The organism is Enterobacter hormaechei ATCC 49162, from assembly GCF_001875655.1.
Lineage (GTDB): Bacteria > Pseudomonadota > Gammaproteobacteria > Enterobacterales > Enterobacteriaceae > Enterobacter > Enterobacter hormaechei.
In genome coordinates this window covers 71337-89631 of record NZ_MKEQ01000002.1, presented here as the reverse complement: position 1 = coordinate 89631, position 18295 = coordinate 71337, and the positions used below count along the sequence as shown (strand labels likewise).

Annotated in this window: 11 protein-coding genes; 3 read left to right on the top strand and 8 right to left on the bottom strand. The window is 57.3% G+C overall.

Translation table 11 applies throughout. The features are described from left to right. Window positions 1–87: 87 nt before the first annotated feature. Window positions 88–1404, top strand: a complete 1317-nt coding sequence (gntT, locus tag BH712_RS19370) for a gluconate transporter (protein ID WP_006812247.1) — start codon at window positions 88–90, stop codon at window positions 1402–1404. Between the two features lie 88 nt (window positions 1405–1492). Here gntT and malQ read toward each other — a convergent pair whose 3' ends face one another. Beyond that, on the bottom strand, window positions 1493–3574 hold the full coding sequence (gene malQ / locus BH712_RS19365) for a 4-alpha-glucanotransferase (RefSeq protein ID WP_006812248.1): 2082 nt from the start codon (window positions 3572–3574) through the stop codon (window positions 1493–1495). 9 nt (window positions 3575–3583) lie between these two features. Continuing rightward, window positions 3584–5977 (bottom strand): maltodextrin phosphorylase, encoded by a 2394-nt coding sequence (gene malP / locus BH712_RS19360; protein ID WP_006812249.1) that lies wholly within the window; start codon window positions 5975–5977, stop codon window positions 3584–3586. 571 nt (window positions 5978–6548) lie between these two features. Between malP and malT the strand changes: the two genes are divergently transcribed. Next, window positions 6549–9254 (top strand): HTH-type transcriptional regulator MalT, encoded by a 2706-nt coding sequence (gene malT / locus BH712_RS19355; RefSeq protein WP_006812250.1) that lies wholly within the window; start codon window positions 6549–6551, stop codon window positions 9252–9254. A gap of 62 nt (window positions 9255–9316) precedes the next feature. Here the strand turns inward: malT and BH712_RS19350 are convergent, their stop codons facing one another. Genes BH712_RS19350 through glpE form a run of 3 tightly spaced genes read right to left on the bottom strand, consistent with a single transcriptional unit; the run spans window position 9317 to window position 11302 of the window. Then, window positions 9317–10075, bottom strand: a complete 759-nt coding sequence (locus BH712_RS19350) for a DeoR/GlpR family transcriptional regulator (RefSeq protein WP_000815090.1) — start codon at window positions 10073–10075, stop codon at window positions 9317–9319. 16 nt (window positions 10076–10091) lie between these two features. Beyond that, window positions 10092–10922, bottom strand: coding sequence for a rhomboid family intramembrane serine protease GlpG (gene glpG, locus BH712_RS19345; RefSeq protein ID WP_006812252.1), 831 nt, complete (start codon window positions 10920–10922; stop codon window positions 10092–10094). A 47-nt stretch (window positions 10923–10969) separates the two neighbouring features. Beyond that, window positions 10970–11302 carry a thiosulfate sulfurtransferase GlpE gene (glpE, locus tag BH712_RS19340; RefSeq protein WP_006812253.1) on the bottom strand — a complete coding sequence of 111 codons (333 nt, stop codon included), beginning with the start codon at window positions 11300–11302 and terminating at the stop codon, window positions 10970–10972. A gap of 188 nt (window positions 11303–11490) precedes the next feature. Between glpE and glpD the strand changes: the two genes are divergently transcribed. Next, complete coding sequence (glpD, locus tag BH712_RS19330) at window positions 11491–12999, top strand: glycerol-3-phosphate dehydrogenase (RefSeq protein WP_006812255.1); 1509 nt, start codon at window positions 11491–11493, stop codon at window positions 12997–12999. Window positions 13000–13084: 85 nt separating this feature from the next. Here glpD and glgP read toward each other — a convergent pair whose 3' ends face one another. The 3 genes from glgP to glgC are packed head-to-tail and all read right to left on the bottom strand — an operon-like array spanning window position 13085 to window position 18279. Beyond that, on the bottom strand, window positions 13085–15532 hold the full coding sequence (gene glgP / locus BH712_RS19325; RefSeq protein ID WP_006812256.1) for a glycogen phosphorylase: 2448 nt from the start codon (window positions 15530–15532) through the stop codon (window positions 13085–13087). A gap of 18 nt (window positions 15533–15550) precedes the next feature. Further along, on the bottom strand, window positions 15551–16984 hold the full coding sequence (glgA, locus tag BH712_RS19320) for a glycogen synthase GlgA (protein WP_022649646.1): 1434 nt from the start codon (window positions 16982–16984) through the stop codon (window positions 15551–15553). Beyond that, window positions 16984–18279 carry a glucose-1-phosphate adenylyltransferase gene (gene glgC, locus BH712_RS19315; protein WP_003861582.1) on the bottom strand — a complete coding sequence of 432 codons (1296 nt, stop codon included), beginning with the start codon at window positions 18277–18279 and terminating at the stop codon, window positions 16984–16986. Before glgC ends, glgA begins: the two co-directional genes overlap by 1 nt. Window positions 18280–18295: the final 16 nt, after the last annotated feature.

Sequence of the window (18295 nt, the reverse complement as noted above, 5' to 3'; positions counted from 1 at the left end):
GTTAACACTCTGTTCCCAGTTGGGACAACCGGAATTTGTCGTTGAAACAATGACGTTACCCATAACAATTCAAAGGCCAGGTCAATCATGCCATTAGTCATCGTCGCTATCGGTGTTGTGTTATTACTGCTCTTGATGATCCGCTTCAAAATGAACGGATTTATCGCTCTGGTTCTGGTGGCACTTGCAGTCGGTCTGATGCAGGGAATGCCGCTGGTTAAAGTTATCAGCTCCATTAAAGCCGGTGTCGGCGGTACGCTCGGCAGCCTGGCGCTGATCATGGGCTTCGGCGCCATGCTCGGTAAAATGCTCGCGGACTGCGGTGGCGCACAGCGTATTGCCACCACGCTGATCGAGAAATTTGGCAAGAAGAACATTCAATGGGCAGTCGTGTTAACCGGTTTTACCGTCGGTTTTGCGCTGTTCTATGAAGTGGGCTTCGTCCTGATGCTGCCGCTGGTGTTCACCATCGCCGCTGCCGCCAACATCCCGCTGCTGTTCGTGGGTGTGCCAATGGCTGCGGCGCTGTCCGTCACCCACGGCTTCCTGCCACCGCACCCGGGTCCAACGGCTATCGCCACCATCTTCCACGCCGATATGGGTAAAACCCTGCTGTTCGGTACGATTCTGGCGATCCCAACGGTAATTCTGGCTGGTCCTATTTATGCCCGCTTCCTGAAAGGCATCGATAAGCCTATCCCGGAAGGGCTGTACAGCGCCAAAACCTTCACCGAAGAAGAGATGCCTGGCTTTGGCGTCAGCGTCTGGACTTCACTGGTGCCGGTGATCCTGATGGCGATGCGTGCCATAGCAGAAATGGTTCTGCCGAAAGGCCACGCGTTCCTGTCCGTTGCGGAGTTCCTGGGCGACCCGGTGATGGCAACGCTGATTGCGGTTCTGATCGCCATGTTCACCTTCGGTCTTAACCGTGGTCGTTCCATGGATCAGATCAACGACACGCTGACCTCTTCCATCAAAATCATTGCCATGATGCTGCTGATCATCGGCGGCGGCGGCGCGTTCAAGCAGGTGCTGGTCGACAGCGGCGTGGACAAATACATCGCCGCCATGATGCATGAAACCAACGTATCGCCGCTCCTGATGGCCTGGTCTATTGCCGCGGTGCTGCGTATTGCGCTGGGTTCTGCGACCGTTGCAGCGATTACCGCGGGCGGTATTGTTGCGCCGCTGATTGCCACCACCGGCGTCAGCCCTGAACTGATGGTTATCGCGGTCGGTTCCGGTAGCGTGATTTTCTCTCACGTGAACGATCCGGGCTTCTGGCTGTTCAAGGAGTACTTCAACCTGACCATCGGTGAAACCATCAAGTCCTGGTCCGCGCTGGAAACCATTATTTCGGTGTGCGGCCTGGTCGGGGTGCTGCTGTTGAATATGGTGGTTTGATGTAAAAAAGCCGGGTGGCGCTGACGCTTACCCGGCCTACATTCGATTCCCTCTCCCCTTTGGGGAGAGAGCCAGGGTGAGGGGCAAATTACGGCTTCTTACCCACCGCCCTTCTGCGCTTGTCCAAATCCTTAATCAGCCTGTTCACCCCATCATCGGCAAACATCGCTTCAAGCGTTGTGGACAGCTTGCGTCGCCAGTTTTTGTACTGATAGCTGGTGCCGGGAATGTTTACCGGCTCCGCCATATCTATCCAGTCTTCCGGTTGCAGGCCGAGTAACGCGCTGTTGCTGTCGGCAATATAGCGCTGTAAGCCACGGTTAAGCGTTGGCGTCATCGACATCAATGACGCCTTATGCCCGGCGCGCTTCGGCAGACAGCCATGCTTATGCAGCGCATCCAGCAGCCCCTGCTTCGCCAGCTCGCGATCCTGATACAGCCCGCGCAGAACCTCTTCATCAGGATACAGCCCCAGCGTTTTACCAAGCGTCAGGTCGCCGCTTTCCCAGTAGCCCCGGAGCGTAGGAAGATCATGCGTCGTCGCGACTGCCATTGACTGTTCAGGGTACGCTTTCGGCGCGCGGAAGGTTTTCTCATGGTCGTTTTCAAAATAGAGCACTTTGTAGGAGTAAACCCCGCTGTCGCGGAGCTTGCTGACAATTTCCACCGGCACGGTACCGAGATCTTCGCCAATCACCATGCACTGATGACGCTTACTCTCCAGCGCAAGAATTGAGAGCAGATCGTCCACCGGATACTGCACGTACGCCCCGTGGTCGGCGGTTTCACCGTACGGGATCCACCACAGGCGCAGCACGGACATCACGTGGTCGATACGCAACGCGCCGCAGTTCTGCATATTCGCGCGCAGCAGGTCGATAAACGGCTCGTAGGCACGCGCCGCCATCACGTGCGGATCCATCGGCGGCAAGCCCCAGTTCTGACCAAGCGGGCCAAGGATATCCGGTGGCGCACCGACGGAAGCTTTCAGGCAGTAAAGTTCACGGTCACACCAGGTTTCCGCTCCGCCTTCCGCCACGCCAACGGCCAGATCGCGATACAGGCCGATCGGCATCTTATAGCCCTGGCTCACCTGCCAGCAGGCGGCAAACTGGCTGTAGGCCAGCCACTGCAACCAGAGATAGAAATCCACCTCGTCGGCATGCGTCTTACAGAACGCCTTCACTTCCGGGGTATCAACGGACTGATAGGCTTCCGGCCACACCGGCCAGCCCCAGCGCATCTCGTCCTCCTGCACCTGATACGCATGCAGCGCGTCAAACGCTGCCTGCCAGTAAAGACTCTCACCTTCCTGCATCACAAACTGGCGGAAGGCCGCCATCTGCTCGTCATCGCGCTTCGCAAAGCCTTTCCACGCCAGACGCAGCGCCGCCATTTTCAGCGCGGTCACGGAGGCATAATCGACCCAGTCCGCATCGCGGGCCTGTTTCAGCATCTGCTGGGTGGTCTCAAGCTTCCACCAGGCCTGCGCCTCTTTGCTGTTTTTGAAATCGTCTAACGCGTTAACGTCGATGTAAATTACATTCAGCCAACGGCGCGAAGACGGGCTGTACGGGCTGGCGCTTTCCGGGTTGGCCGGATAGAGGGCGTGGATCGGGTTGAGGCCGATAAACGCGCCGCCGCGCTCACCAACAGATGCCAGCATCTTCTTCAGATCGCCAAAATCACCGATGCCCCAGTTGCTGTCCGAACGCAGCGTATAGAGCTGCACGCAGGCCCCCCACAGCTTTTTGCCTTCAAGCAGTGCCTGCGGCTCATAGCAGCGCTTCGGCGCGACGATCACCCGACAGTGAAAACGCTGTTCGTCCTGAGTGAGCGTCAGGCTGTGATACCCCTCCGGCAGTTTCGCCGGAAGGGTGAACGTTTTGCCGCCGGTGGCATGGCCTTTGTGCTGATGCCCCTCTTCGGTGGTGAGCAGCCAGCTGAACTCACCGCGCCCTTCTACCGCCAGCGACATCTTTTTACCCGCGGTAAAGACCTTCACGTTTGGCACCGGGGCAACCGACGCTTTCGCGTCGGTTTTGTGCATCGCATCGAGCAAACGTCTTTTGGTGTCCGCACCAATAGACTGCGGTTTGCCGTGCGCATTGATGTAACTGAGGCTAATTCCCGCCGCCTGCGCGGCACTGTCCAGACGTTTACTCTCCATCGCGCTTCCTTAGCGTTTTGCCTGCCAGATACGGGCCTGATAATCACGGATTGAGCGGTCAGAGCTGAACATGCCGCAGCGCGCGGTGTTCAGGATACACGCGCGGGTCCAGGCATCCTGGTCGCGATAGAGCACGTCCACCTGCTTCTGCGCTTCAACGTAAGCGGTGAAGTCTGCCATCACCAGGTACGGGTCGCCGCCCTGTTTGTCCATGCTGTGCAGCATCTGGTCAAACGCGTGCTTGTCGCCGTCGCTGTACTTCCCGCTTTCCAGCTCTTTCAGCACCGCATCCAGCACTTTGTCTTTTTTACGCCATTTCACCGGGTCGTAGCCCTTGGCTTTGATGGCTTTCACTTCTTCAACAGTATGGCCGAAGATAAAGATGTTCTCTTCGCCGACCTTCTCCGCGATTTCTACGTTCGCACCGTCCAGCGTGCCGACGGTCAGCGCGCCGTTGAGCGCCAGCTTCATGTTGCCGGTACCGGAGGCTTCTTTACCGGCGGTAGAGATCTGCTCGGAAATATCCGCCGCCGGGATCAGCATTTCCGCCGCAGAGACGCAGTAATCCGGCAGGAACACCACCTTCAGCTTGTCGCCCACTTTCGGATCGTTATTGATCGCCGCCGCCACCTTATTAATGGCGAGGATAATATTTTTCGCCAGGTAGTAGCCCGGCGCCGCTTTCGCACCGAACAGGAACACGCGCGGCACGCGGTCGGCCTGCGGGTTCTCGCGGATCTCTTTGTACAGCGCCAGAATGTGCAGCAGGTTCAGGTGCTGACGTTTGTACTCGTGCAGGCGTTTGATCTGGATATCGAAAATCGCGTTCGGGTTAATTTCAATTCCGGTACGCACTTTCACAAACTCCGCCAGACGCACTTTGTTCTCCAGCTTAATGGCGCGGTACTGCTCGCGGAACTTCGCGTCGTCGGCCTGTTTTTCCAGGTTGATCAGCTGGTCCAGATCGTTGGCCCACTCTTTCTTCAGGGTCTTGTCCAGCAGGCCAGCCAGCAGCGGGTTGCACTGTTTGATCCAGCGACGCGGCGTGATGCCGTTGGTCACGTTATGGAATTTGGTCGGCCACAGCTGGTGGTATTCCGGGAACAGATCTTTCACCACCAGATCCGAGTGCAGCGCCGCCACGCCGTTAACGGCAAAGCCGCTGACCACGCACATGTTCGCCATGCGCACCTGTTTGTTGTGTACCACGGCCAGCTTCGCCCAGACGGCTTTGTCGCCCGGCCAGGTTTTCTCCACCAGGGTTTTAAACTGGTCGTTAATCTTGTTGATGATCTGCATATGGCGCGGCAGCAGCGTTTTCACCAGCTTTTCATCCCAGCACTCCAGCGCTTCTGGCATCAGGGTGTGGTTGGTGTAGGCGAAGGTGCGGCTGGTGATGGCCCAGGCATCGTCCCAGCTTAGCTGATGCTCGTCGATCAGCACGCGCAGCAGTTCAGGGATGGCAATGGTCGGGTGCGTGTCGTTCAGCTGGATCACTTCGAAGTCCGGCAGCTGCGCCAGCGTGCGACCCGCCAGGTGATGGCGACGCAGAATGTCCGCCACGGAGCAGGCGCACTGGAAGTACTGCTGCATCAGGCGCAGCTTCTTACCCGCCAGGTGGTTGTCGTTCGGGTAGAGGACTTTGGTCAGCTTCTCGGCGTCGATACCCTGCTGCTCGGCGCGCAGGAAATCGCCGTCGTTAAATTTGGTCAGGTTAAACGGATGTGCGTGCTTCGCCTGCCACAGACGCAGCGGCTGCGCCACGCCGTTACGGTAGCCGAGCACCGGCAGATCCCAGGCTTCGCCAGTGAGGGTGAACGCCGGTTCCCAAAGTCCCTGCTTCGTGACTTTCCCGCCAATGCCCACCTGCACATCCAGCTGCGCGTTGTGGCGGAACCACGGGTAGGTGTTACGGTGCCAGTCATCCGGCGCTTCCATCTGATGGCCGTCGGCAAACGACTGACGGAACAGGCCGTACTGATAGTTCAGGCCATAGCCAATGGCCGACTGGCCCACCGTTGCCATGGAATCCAGGAAACAGGCCGCCAGACGTCCCAGACCGCCGTTACCCAGCGCCGGGTCAATCTCTTCTTCCAGCAGATCGGTCAGGTTGATGTCGTGCTCTTTCAGCACGTCACCGACGTCCTGATACCAGCCAAGGTTCAGCAGATTGTTGCCCGTCAGACGGCCAATCAGGAACTCCATCGAAATGTAGTTGACGTGGCGCTGGCCCTTAACAGGCTTCGCCACAGGCTGAGCGTCCAGCTGCTCTGCGAGCGCCCCGCTCACCGCCTGCCACCACTGGTGAGGCGTCATCTCGTTTGCAGCATGAAGGCCAAAACGCTGCCACTGACGCGTCAGGGCAGCCTGAAATTGAGCTTTGTTGAAAGTAGGCTGTGACATAGGGAATCGGCATCCTGTAGAGAGAAAACACATTTGGCGCTAGTGTGCCTGGCTCATTGCGCCTCTTCCTCCTCCTGCCGGGGATTAGGCAGGGAGGAGTAGCGGGGATGAGCATAAAAGTGTGATCGAGGCCACTGTGTGAGTATGCGCCTGGTAAAAAAAGATATCCCGGAAGGGTGTCAAAGAAATGAAATGCCGTTTCGATGGAAATTAATCCTCGCTGAAATGATTACTTACGTAGAATAATATTTCCGCGCGTCGGGATTATTCAGCACCACTATTAAGCCTGTGCAACTTTCCCAAAGTTTATTAACTTCAGCGTCATTATCTCTTTCTGAAACCAGTTTCAGCGCAACCGTGCCTTATGCAGACAAGCCAGCAGCAGCGCGGCATCCAGCCATTTACAAAAAGTTCCATCAGCGATGCGAATGTTTTGTGACAGAGTGCAAATTCAGAGCCTCCAAACCCAGACATAACTTGCAATAGTTCCTCTATTGGCCGAACTTATAGATATTAATTACGAAGCGCAAAAAAAATAAATTCTCTCGTTCCCCACAGTGAAGTGAAAACTATGTTGATTCCGTCCAAATTAAGTCGCCCGGTTCGTCTTGACCATACTGTGGTCCGCGAGCGCCTGCTGGCTAAACTTTCCGGTGCGCATAATTTCCGACTGGCGCTGGTTACGAGTCCTGCGGGTTATGGAAAAACAACGCTCATTTCGCAATGGGCGGCAGGCAAAAGCGATCTTGGCTGGTACTCGCTGGATGAAGGTGATAACCAGCAGGAGCGTTTTGCCAGCTATTTAATTGCCGCAATTCAGCAGGCCACCAACGGACACTGCGTCACCAGCGAGGTGATGGTGCAAAAGCGCCAGTACGCCAGCCTGTCCTCTCTTTTCTCCCAGCTGTTTATCGAGCTGGCCGAATGGCATCGCCCGCTGTATGTGGTGATTGATGATTATCATCTGATCACCAACCCGGTTATTCATGAGTCCATGCGTTTCTTCCTGCGCCATCAGCCGGAAAACCTGACGCTGGTTGTCCTGTCGCGTAACCTTCCACAGCTGGGCATTGCCAACCTGCGCGTGCGCGATCAGCTGCTGGAAATCGGCAGCCAGCAGCTGGCCTTTACCCATCAGGAAGCGAAACAGTTCTTTGACTGCCGCCTGACTTCGCCGATTGAGGCGTCAGAAAGCAGCCGCCTGTGCGATGACGTTGCAGGCTGGGCCACGGCGCTACAGCTGATTGCCCTTTCCGCCCGGCAAAACAACAGCCCGACGCATCAGTCCGCGCGCCGCCTGGCGGGCATCAACGCCAGCCACCTGTCGGATTATCTGGTGGATGAAGTTCTCGACAGCGTTGACCTCTCCACCCGCCATTTCCTGCTGAAAAGCTCCCTGTTGCGCTCCATGAACGATGCGCTGATTGTGCGCGTCACCGGCATTGAAAACGGGCAGCTTCAGCTTGAAGAGATTGAACGTCAGGGCCTGTTCCTGACGCGCATGGACGATCACGGCGAATGGTTTAGCTACCATCCGCTGTTTGGCAGTTTCCTGCGTCAGCGTTGCCAGTGGGAGCTGGCCGCAGAGCTGCCCGACATTCACCGCGCCGCCGCCGAAAGCTGGATGGCGCAAGGTTTCCCGAGCGAGGCTATCCACCATGCGCTGGCCGCCGGGGATGCCAGTATGCTGCGCGATATTCTGCTCAACCACGCATGGGGTCTGTTCAACCATAGCGAACTGACGCTGCTGGAAGAGTCATTGAAAGCGCTGCCGTGGGAGAGCCTGCTGGAAAACCCGCGTCTGGTGCTGCTCCAGGCCTGGCTGATGCAGAGCCAGCATCGCTACAGCGAAGTGAACACCCTGCTGGCGCGCGCCGAGCAGGAGATGGAAAGCGAGATGGATACCACCCTGCATGGCGAATTCAACGCCCTGCGTGCGCAGGTGGCGATTAACGACGGCGACCCGGATGAAGCCGAACGGCTGGCGATGGTCGCGCTGGATGAGTTGCCGCTGGCGAATTTTTACAGCCGCATTGTGGCCACCTCGGTGCACGGCGAAGTGCTGCACTGTAAGGGCGACCTCACGCGTTCGCTTTCACTCATGCAGCAAACCGAACAGATGGCGCGCCGCCACGATGTGTGGCATTACGCCCTGTGGAGTCTGATCCAGCAAAGCGAGATTTTATTTGCTCAGGGGTTCCTGCAAGCCGCCTGGGAAAACCAGGAGAAAGCGTTCCAGCTGATCCGTGAACAGCATCTGGAACAGCTGCCGATGCACGAGTTCCTGTTGCGTATTCGCGCTCAGCTGCTGTGGGCATGGTCGCGTCTGGATGAAGCAGAAAGCTGCGCCCGTCAGGGTCTGAATGTGCTTTCGAGCTTCCAGCCGCAACAGCAATTACAGTGTCTGGCCCTGCTGGTGCAGTGCTCGCTGGCGCGCGGCGACCTGGATAATGCCCGCAATCACCTTAACCGCCTGGAAAACCTGCTTGGCAACGGGCAGTACCATAGCGACTGGGTTTCCAACGCCGATAAGGTCCGGGTGATTTACTGGCAGATGACCGGCGATAAAAAGTCCGCCGCCAACTGGCTGCGTCATACGCCTAAACCCGAATTTGCCAATAACCACTTCCTGCAAAGCCAGTGGCGCAACATCGCCCGCGTGCAGATCCTGCTGGGTGACTTCGAGCCTGCCGAGATCGTGCTGGAAGAACTGAACGAAAACGCCCGTAGCCTGCGTCTGATGAGCGACCTGAACCGCAACCTGCTGCTGTTAAACCAGCTTTACTGGCAGGCGGGACGTAAAAACGATGCCCAGCGCGTGCTGCTGGAAGCCTTGCAGCTGGCGAACCGCACCGGGTTTATCAGCCACTTTGTGATTGAAGGCGAAGTGATGGCCCAGCAGTTGCGCCAGCTGATTCAGCTCAACACGCTGCCAGAGCTGGATCAGCATCGCGCCCAGCGGATCCTGCGTGAGATCAACCAGCACCACCGCCACAAGTTTGCGCACTTCGATGAGAACTTCGTGGAACGTCTGCTGAATCATCCGGAAGTGCCGGAGCTTATCCGCACCAGCCCGCTCACCCAGCGTGAATGGCAGGTGCTGGGGCTGATCTATTCCGGCTACAGCAACGAGCAGATTGCCGGTGAACTGGCGGTGGCGGCAACCACCATCAAAACGCACATTCGCAATCTGTATCAGAAGCTGGGCGTGGCGCACCGTCAGGACGCGGTGCAGCATGCGCAGCAGCTGTTGAAGATGATGGGGTATGGGGTGTAATTCCTCTGCGGTCTGATGCCCTCACCCCGGCCCTCTCCCACGGGGAGAGGGTGAAAAGCTTTTCAACACAACTCTAACTGCAAATTATTATCTTTAATCACCTGCATCACGCCCGCTGGCGGCATCACGTCGGTGTAGAGCGCATCCACCATGCTGATGCTGCCCATGTTCACCATCGCGTTACGACCAAACTTGGAGTGATCCACCACCAGCATCACGTGGCGCGAGTTCTCAATAATTGCGCGCTTGGTGCGCACCTCGTGGTAATCGAACTCCAGCAGCGAGCCGTCGGTGTCGATGCCGCTGATCCCCAGAATGCCGAAGTCGAGGCGGAACTGAGAGATAAAATCGAGCGTCGCTTCGCCGATAATGCCCCCGTCGCGGCTACGCAGTTCGCCCCCCGCGAGGATGATGCGGAAATCATCTTTCTGCATCAAGGTGTTGGCCACGTTCAGGTTGTTGGTCACCACGCGCAGGTTCTCGTGGTTCAGCAGGGCATGAGCGACCGCTTCCGGCGTGGTGCCGATATCAATAAACAGCGTCGCGCCGTTCGGGATCTGGCTCGCCACTTTACGGGCTATGCGCTCTTTCTCTGCCGTTTGCGTCGCTTTACGGTCGTGCCACGAGGTGTTCACCGAGCTGGACGGCAGCGCCGCGCCGCCGTGGTGACGCAGAATACGGTTCTGATCGGCCAGATCGTTGAGGTCACGACGGATGGTTTGCGGGCTGACGGCAAACTGCTCCACCAGCTCTTCAGTGCTGACGTATCCCTGTTTTTTTACCAGTTCGATAATGGCGTCATGACGTTGTGTTTGTTTCATGAAATATCCCTGGGAATTATGTTCGTTTTCGCGCATGGAGCGTATCGGCAAGCGCCATCGCCAGCCCGACCGCCAGGCCGGTAACGTGCGCACCATTGGCGATAGACATACCAAACAGATCAAACCATCCGGCAATAAGCCATATTAACGCAAAGGTTATTAATCCACGTTGTAAATAGATGCCGCTTTCCGGGTCGCGCTCGCCTCTGAGCCAGGCGTAACCCATCAGGGCGTATACCACGCCGGATAACCCGCCAAACCACGGGCCGCTGAATTTGTGCTGTACGTAGCCGCTCAACAGGGCGCTGATAAGGGTGATAACAATCAGCTTGCCGCTGCCGAGCCGCTTCTCAACGATACCGCCAAGATACCACCACCACAGCAGGTTAAAGAGGATATGCATCACCGAGAAGTGCATCAGCGCATGCGTGAAGTAGCGCCAGACGTCAAATTGCAGGGAGGGATCGTACGGCCATGCGAGGGCAATCATCACGCTCTGGTCGCCCACCACGCTCATAATAATGAAGACGATGATGCAGGCCGCCATCAGCAACAGCGTAAACGGCCCTGCGCGCTCGCGGAGGGTGGCGAGGAAAGGAAAACGTTGATAGTGCAGGCCACTGTCGGTCTGCCCGGATTGCCAGCTTGCCGCCAGATAACGCGGGTCGCCCGGGTTTTCCAGAAAACGCGCCAGTTCAGCATTCACGCGGCTGGCCTGGGTTTCGTCCGCCAGCCAGACATCCGTCTGTGTATGCTGCTGAATAGTCAGGATAATGCCCTGCGTCGCCATATAGTCGACAAACGCCTGGGCGACGCGCGGGTTGCTAAAAGAGGTGATCATCAACATGGGCAGCGGTCGCTTATTTCCACACAAAAGGGGACAGTATAGCGGGATCAGCGCTCAAACGCGTATTCAACTTCTGCCGGGAAATGACGATGCCAGGCATCGAAGCCGCCATCGACGCTGTACACCGCCTCGTAACCCTGCTGAAGCAGATACTGCGCCGCGCCTTTACTGCTGTTGCCGTGATAGCACATGACCATCACCGGGGTGTCGAAGTCGTTATCGCGCATAAACGCGCCCAATGAGTCGTTGGTGAGATGGAACGCGCCCGGCGTGTGGCCCATCGCAAAGCTCTGCGGATCGCGGATATCCACCAGCACCGCTGTTCCCTGGTGCATCTTCTGATGGGCTTCTTCTACATTAATACATTCAAACTGATCCATGGTGTTCTCTTTACAGTGGTCAACGACACGATTTTACCCCGTAGTGTACGTCCTGGCGGCGGGTAAACGCCATTATGTTATCCATATCACTCTAAATTGTTTTTTTGATGTTACCAAAAGCGCGTTCCTTTGCTATTATGAGCGATATCGAACATTTTTGAGCTTTAACGAAAGTGCATGAGGGTGTTATGGAAACCAAAGATCTGATTGTGATAGGCGGTGGCATCAACGGTGCCGGTATTGCGGTTGATGCCGCAGGACGCGGTTTATCCGTGCTGATGCTGGAAGCTAACGATCTCGCCTGCGCGACGTCGTCCGCCAGCTCCAAGCTGATCCACGGTGGCCTGCGCTACCTGGAACACTACGAATTCCGCCTGGTCAGCGAAGCGCTGGCCGAACGCGAAGTGCTGCTGAACATGGCCCCGCATCTGGCGATCCCGATGCGCTTCCGCCTGCCTCACCGCCCGCACCTGCGTCCGGCGTGGATGATCCGCATTGGTCTGTTTATGTACGATCATCTGGGTAAACGCACCAGCCTGCCGGGTTCGACCGGTTTGCGTTTTGGCTCAGAATCGGTTCTTAAGCCTGAAATCGTGCGCGGTTTCGAATATTCCGACTGCTGGGTGGACGATGCGCGTCTGGTGCTGGCTAACGCCCAGATGGTCGAGAAGAAAGGCGGCGAGGTGAAAACCCGTACCCGCGCAACCGCCGCACGCCGCGAAAACGGCCTGTGGATTGTGGAAGCGGAAGACGTGGATACCGGCGAGAAGTTTAGCTGGAAAGCGCGCGGACTGGTGAACGCCACCGGCCCGTGGGTGAAACAGTTCTTCGATGACGGTATGCACCTGCCTTCACCTTACGGCATCCGCCTGATCAAGGGCAGCCACATTGTGGTGCCGCGTGTGCACACCCAGAAGCAGGCTTATATCCTGCAAAACGAAGATAAGCGCATCGTGTTTGTGATCCCGTGGATGGACGAGTTCTCCATCATCGGCACCACCGACGTGGAGTACAAAGGCGATCCGAAAAACGTTGAGATCGACGAGAGTGAAGTCAGCTATCTGCTGAAAGTGTACAACGCGCACTTTAAGAAACAGCTGGCGCGCGATGACGTGGTCTGGACTTACTCCGGCGTGCGTCCGCTGTGCGATGACGAGTCTGACTCACCGCAGGCCATCACCCGCGACTATACGCTCGATATTCATGACGTGGACGGTCAGGCGCCGCTGCTGTCGGTGTTTGGCGGTAAGCTCACCACCTACCGCAAACTGGCGGAGCACGCGCTGGAGAAACTGGCGCCGTATTACAAAGGCATCGGACCGGCATGGACCAAAGGCGCCGTGCTGCCTGGCGGCGATATCGGCGGTAACCGCGACGATTATGCCGCGAAGCTGCGCCGCCGCTTCCCGTTCATCACCGAAGGGATGGCGCGCCACTATGCCCGCACCTACGGCAGCAATACCGAACTGTTCCTCGGCGGCGCGAAAGAGATTGCCGATCTGGGCGAGCATTTTGGCCATGAGCTGTACGAAGCGGAGCTGCGCTATCTGGTGGCACACGAATGGGTACGCCGTCTGGACGATGCCATCTGGCGTCGTACGAAAGAAGGTATGTGGCTTAACGCCGAGCAGCAGTCTCGCGTGGCGCAGTGGCTGGCGCAACATGCGGGAAAGCGTGAGCTTTCGCTGGCGTCGTAATTGAAAAAAGCCGGGTGGTGGCTCCGCCTTACCCGGCCTACAGGATCGAGTAGGCCCGGTAAGCGCAGCGCCACCGGGCGTTGTTTTACAACCTCACCGGATCAATATGCCAGATATTCTCGGCATACTCCTTGATGGTCCTGTCCGACGAGAAATACCCCATGTTGGCGATGTTATGCATCGCGGCGCTGGTCCACTTCTCCGGCTGACGGTACAGTTCGTCCACCTTATCCTGACAATCCACATAGCTGCGGTAATCCGCCAGCACCTGATAGTGATCGCCAAAGTTAATCAGCGAATCCACCAGGTCACGATAGCGTCCAGGCTCCTCAGGGTTAAACACCCCGGTGGCGATTTGCGTCAGCACCTGGCGTAACTCTTCATCTTCTTCATAATACTCACGCGGCGAGTAGCCCTGCTTGCGCAGCGCCTCCACCTCTTCCGCCGTATTCCCGAAGATAAAGATATTCTCCGCGCCCACATGCTCCAGCATCTCAACATTTGCGCCGTCCAGCGTGCCGATAGTCAGCGCGCCGTTCAGGGCAAACTTCATGTTGCTGGTACCGGATGCTTCCGTCCCCGCCGTGGAAATCTGCTCAGAGAGATCCGCCGCCGGAATAATCAGCTGCGCCAGGCTGACGCTGTAGTTCGGGATAAACACCACCTTCAGCTTATCGCCAATGTCCGGATCGTGGTTCACCACCTTCGCCACATCGTTGATGAGATGAATAATGTGCTTCGCCATGTAGTACGCGGACGCCGCCTTACCGGCAAAGATTTTCACGCGCGGCACCCACTCTGCCGTCGGGTCAGCCTTGATGCGGTTGTAGTGGGTAATGACGTGCAGGACGTTCATCAGCTGACGCTTGTACTCGTGGATGCGTTTGATCTGCACGTCGAACAGCGCTTTCGGGTTCGCCACCACGTTCAGATGCAGCGCCAGCCAGACCGACAGACGTTTCTTGTTCAACAGTTTGGCTTCCCGCACCGCTTTGTTCACCGTCGGGAAATCAATGTGCTGCTCAAGCTCGCTCAGCTGGCTCAAATCGGTGCGCCAGGTGCGGCCAATGTTCTCATCCAGCACATCGGAGAGCGGCTGGTTCGCCAGCGCCAGCCAGCGGCGCGGGGTGACGCCGTTGGTCACGTTGCAGAAACGCGTCGGGAAGATCTTCGCGAAGTCTGCAAACAGCGACTGCACCATCAGGTTCGAGTGCAGCTCTGACACGCCGTTCACCTTGTGGCTGATCACCACCGCCAGCCAGGCCATGCGTACGCGACGACCATTGGATTCATCAATGATCGAGGCGCGGCTCAGCAGGCCGGTATCGTTCGGGTACTGCTCCTGCAAGGTCTTGAGGAAGTAGTCGTTGATCTCGAAGATGATTTGCAGGTGGCGCGGCAGAATTTTGCCGAGCATATCCACCGGCCACGTCTCCAGCGCTTCACTCATCAGCGTGTGGTTGGTGTACGAGAACACCTGGCAGGTGACTTCAAACGCGTCATCCCAGCTGAACTTATGCTCGTCAATCAGCAGGCGCATCAGTTCAGGGATCGACAGCACCGGATGGGTGTCGTTGAGGTGAATGGCGGTTTTCTCCGCCAGATTCGCATAGGTTTTGTGCAGCTGATAATGACGGCTGAGAATATCCTGAATCGTTGCCGAGACGAGGAAATACTCCTGACGCAGACGCAGCTCGCGGCCGGAGTAGGTTGAGTCATCCGGATACAGGACGCGTGACACATTCTCGGAGTGGTTTTTATCTTCCACCGCCGCGAAGTAGTCGCCCTGGTTAAATTTACCCAGGTTGATCTCGCTACTGGCCTGCGCATTCCACAGGCGCAGGGTATTGGTCGCATCGGTGTCGTAGCCGGGAATGATCTGGTCATAGGCCACGGCGAGGATCTCTTCGGTTTCCACCCAGCGGGATTTTTTTCCTTCCTGCTGAATACGCCCGCCAAAACGCACCTTGTAGCGCGTATTGTGGCGCTTGAACTCCCACGGGTTACCGTACTCCAGCCAGTAGTCCGGGGACTCTTTCTGACGGCCATCCACGATGTTCTGCTTGAACATGCCGTAGTCGTAGCGAATACCGTACCCGCGCCCCGGCAGCGCCAGCGTCGCCAGCGAGTCGAGGAAACAGGCGGCAAGACGCCCGAGACCACCGTTACCCAGCCCCGGGTCGTTCTCTTCGTCAATCAGCTCTTCTAAATCCAGCCCCATCTCTTCCAGGGCGTTTTTTACGTCGTCATAAATACCGAGCGATAACAGCGCATTGGAGAGGGTGCGACCAATCAGAAACTCCATCGACAGGTAATAGACCTGACGCGTCTCCTGCGAAAGCTGGGCGCGGTTGGAGCGCAGCCAGCGTTCGACCATACGGTCACGCACCGCAAACAGCGTGGCGTTCAGCCACTCATGCTTGTTGGCTATAACGGGATCTTTCCCAATGGTAAACATCAGCTTATAGGCGATGGAGTGCTTCAACGCCTCAACGCTGAGCGTGGGGGAAGAGTAGCTAAATGGAGCATTCATATCAGTAACTTCGCCTCGTTACATCAAGCGTTGATAAAGGTCGCGGTAGGACTGCGCCGCAACGTGCCAGCCAAAGTCCATAGACATCGCCTGACGTTGTACGTAACGCCACAGGGATGGACGGGACCACAAGACGAAAGCACGCCGGATCGCCCGAAGCAGCGACCAGGCATTACTGTCCTCGAAAACAAACCCGCTGGCGATACCGTCCGCCAGGTTTTCCAGGGAGCTGTCAGACACCGTATCCGCCAGCCCGCCCGTGCGTCGCACCAGCGGCAGCGTGCCGTACTTCAGGCCATAGAGCTGCGTCAGGCCGCATGGCTCGAACCGGCTCGGCACCAGAATCACGTCCGCGCCGCCCATGATGCGGTGAGAAAACGCTTCGTGATAACCGATCTGCACGCCCACCTGCCCCGGATGTTCCGCCGCGGCCGCCAGGAAACCTTCCTGCAATACCGGGTCGCCTGCGCCGAGCAGCGCCAGCTGGCCGCCCTGCTCAAGCAACCCTGGCAGCGCTTCCAGCACCAGATCCAGCCCTTTCTGGCTGGTCAGGCGGCTGACCACTGCAAACAGCGGCACCTTGTCGTTGACCTTCAGCCCCATCGCAATCTGAAGCTGGCGCTTGTTTTCCGCTTTGTCCTCAACGGAGTCACGGCCATAGCGCGCCGCCAGCAGGAGGTCCGTTTCCGGATTCCAGATCTGTTCATCCACGCCGTTCAGAATGCCCGACAGGCGACCTTCACGATGGCGCTGTTGCAGCAGCCCTTCCATACCGTAACCGAACTCCGGCTGGGTAATTTCACGCGCGTAGGTTGGGCTGACCGCCGTGATGTGGTCGGCGTAGTACAGCCCGGCCTTCAGGAACGAAATCTGTCCGTTAAACTCCAGTCCGTGCATGTTAAAGAATGACCATGGCAGATCGATGTCGTTCATATGATGGGCGTAATACATGCCCTGATACGCCAGGTTGTGCACCGTAAACACCGATTTGGCCGGATGGCCCTTCGCCGCGAGATACGCCGGTGCCAGGCCCGCATGCCAGTCGTGCGCATGCACCACGTTCGGACGCCAGAACGGATCCAGCCCGACGGCCATTTCCGCCCCCACCCAGCCCAGCAGGGCGAAGCGCAGCACGTTATCGGTATAGGCGTACAGATTGGTATCGTGATACGGGCTGCCGGGTCGGTCGTATAAATGCGGCGCATCAATCAGGTAAATCCCTACGCCATTGTAATGTCCAAAAAGCAGGGTGATACGTCCCGCGAAGGTCTCGCGGCGGGTAACCACCTTTGCATCGGGGATACCACGCCGGATATCCGGAAAAGCGGGTAACAACACGCGGGTATCCACCCCTCCGGCAATTTGCGCCGCCGGTAATGCACCAAGAACATCCGCCAGTCCGCCCGTTTTTAACAACGGGAACATCTCAGAACATACGTGTAAAACCTGCATCATCGCTCCTGTTTGATTTGCAGCTTCCGCAACATTTCCCGTGTTACTAACACGATCCCCTCTTCCGAACGGTAGAAACGACGCGCATCTTCTTCCGCGTTTTCCCCAATCACCATCCCTTCAGGAATGACGCAGGCACGGTCGATAACGCAGCGACGCAGGCGACATGAGCGCCCTACCCAGACGTCCGGCAGCAGAACTGCCGAATCGATATTACAGAATGAGTTTATACGCACGCGCGGGAACAGCACGGACTGCACCACCACCGAACCGGAGATAATGCACCCGCCAGAAACCAGCGAGTTGAGCGTCATGCCGTGGCTGCCGGAGCGGTCCTGGACGAACTTCGCTGGCGGCAGCGATTCCATATGGGTGCGAATCGGCCAGTTCTGGTCGTACATATCCAGCTCAGGCGTCACGGATGCCAGATCGAGGTTGGCTTTCCAGTACGCTTCCAGGGTTCCCACATCGCGCCAGTAAGGTTCCGCATTCGGATCGGACTGCACGCAGGAGAGCGGGAAGGGATGTGCATACGCCATGCCAGCTTTGGTAATTTTCGGGATGATGTCTTTACCGAAATCGTGGCTGGAGTTTTCGTCTTTGTCGTCCTCTTCCAGCAGTTCATAAAGATAATCGGCATCAAAGACATAGATCCCCATGCTGGCGAGCGATTTGGTGTCGTCGCCTGGCATGGTTGGCGGATTTGCCGGCTTTTCGACGAAGTCGATAATCTTGTCGTCGCCGTCTACATGCATCACGCCAAACGCGGTTGCTTCCGCAACGGGCACCGGCAGACACGCCACGGTGCAGCGCGCCCCTTTTTCGACGTGGTCGATCAGCATGTGGGAGTAATCTTGCTTGTAGATGTGATCCCCGGCGAGGATGACGATGTATTCCGCGTTGTAGCGGCGAATGATGTCGAGGTTCTGGGTCACGGCATCCGCCGTGCCGCGGTACCAGTTCTCCCCGTGAACGCGCTGCTGCGCCGGGAGCAGATCGACAAACTCGTTCATCTCTTCGCTGAAGAATGACCAGCCGCGCTGAATGTGTTGCACCAGCGTATGCGACTGATACTGGGTAATGACGCCAATGCGGCGAATGCCTGAGTTCAGGCAATTGGAGAGCGCAAAGTCGATAATACGGAACTTACCACCAAAGTGAACGGCCGGTTTGGCGCGCTTGATGGTCAAATCTTTCAGACGGGTACCACGCCCGCCCGCGAGTATCAGGGCAACTGTTTTTAATGGTAGCTGGCGCGCCAACATTAACGGATCGTTCTTCTCTAATCTAACCATGACTAACTCCTTTTTT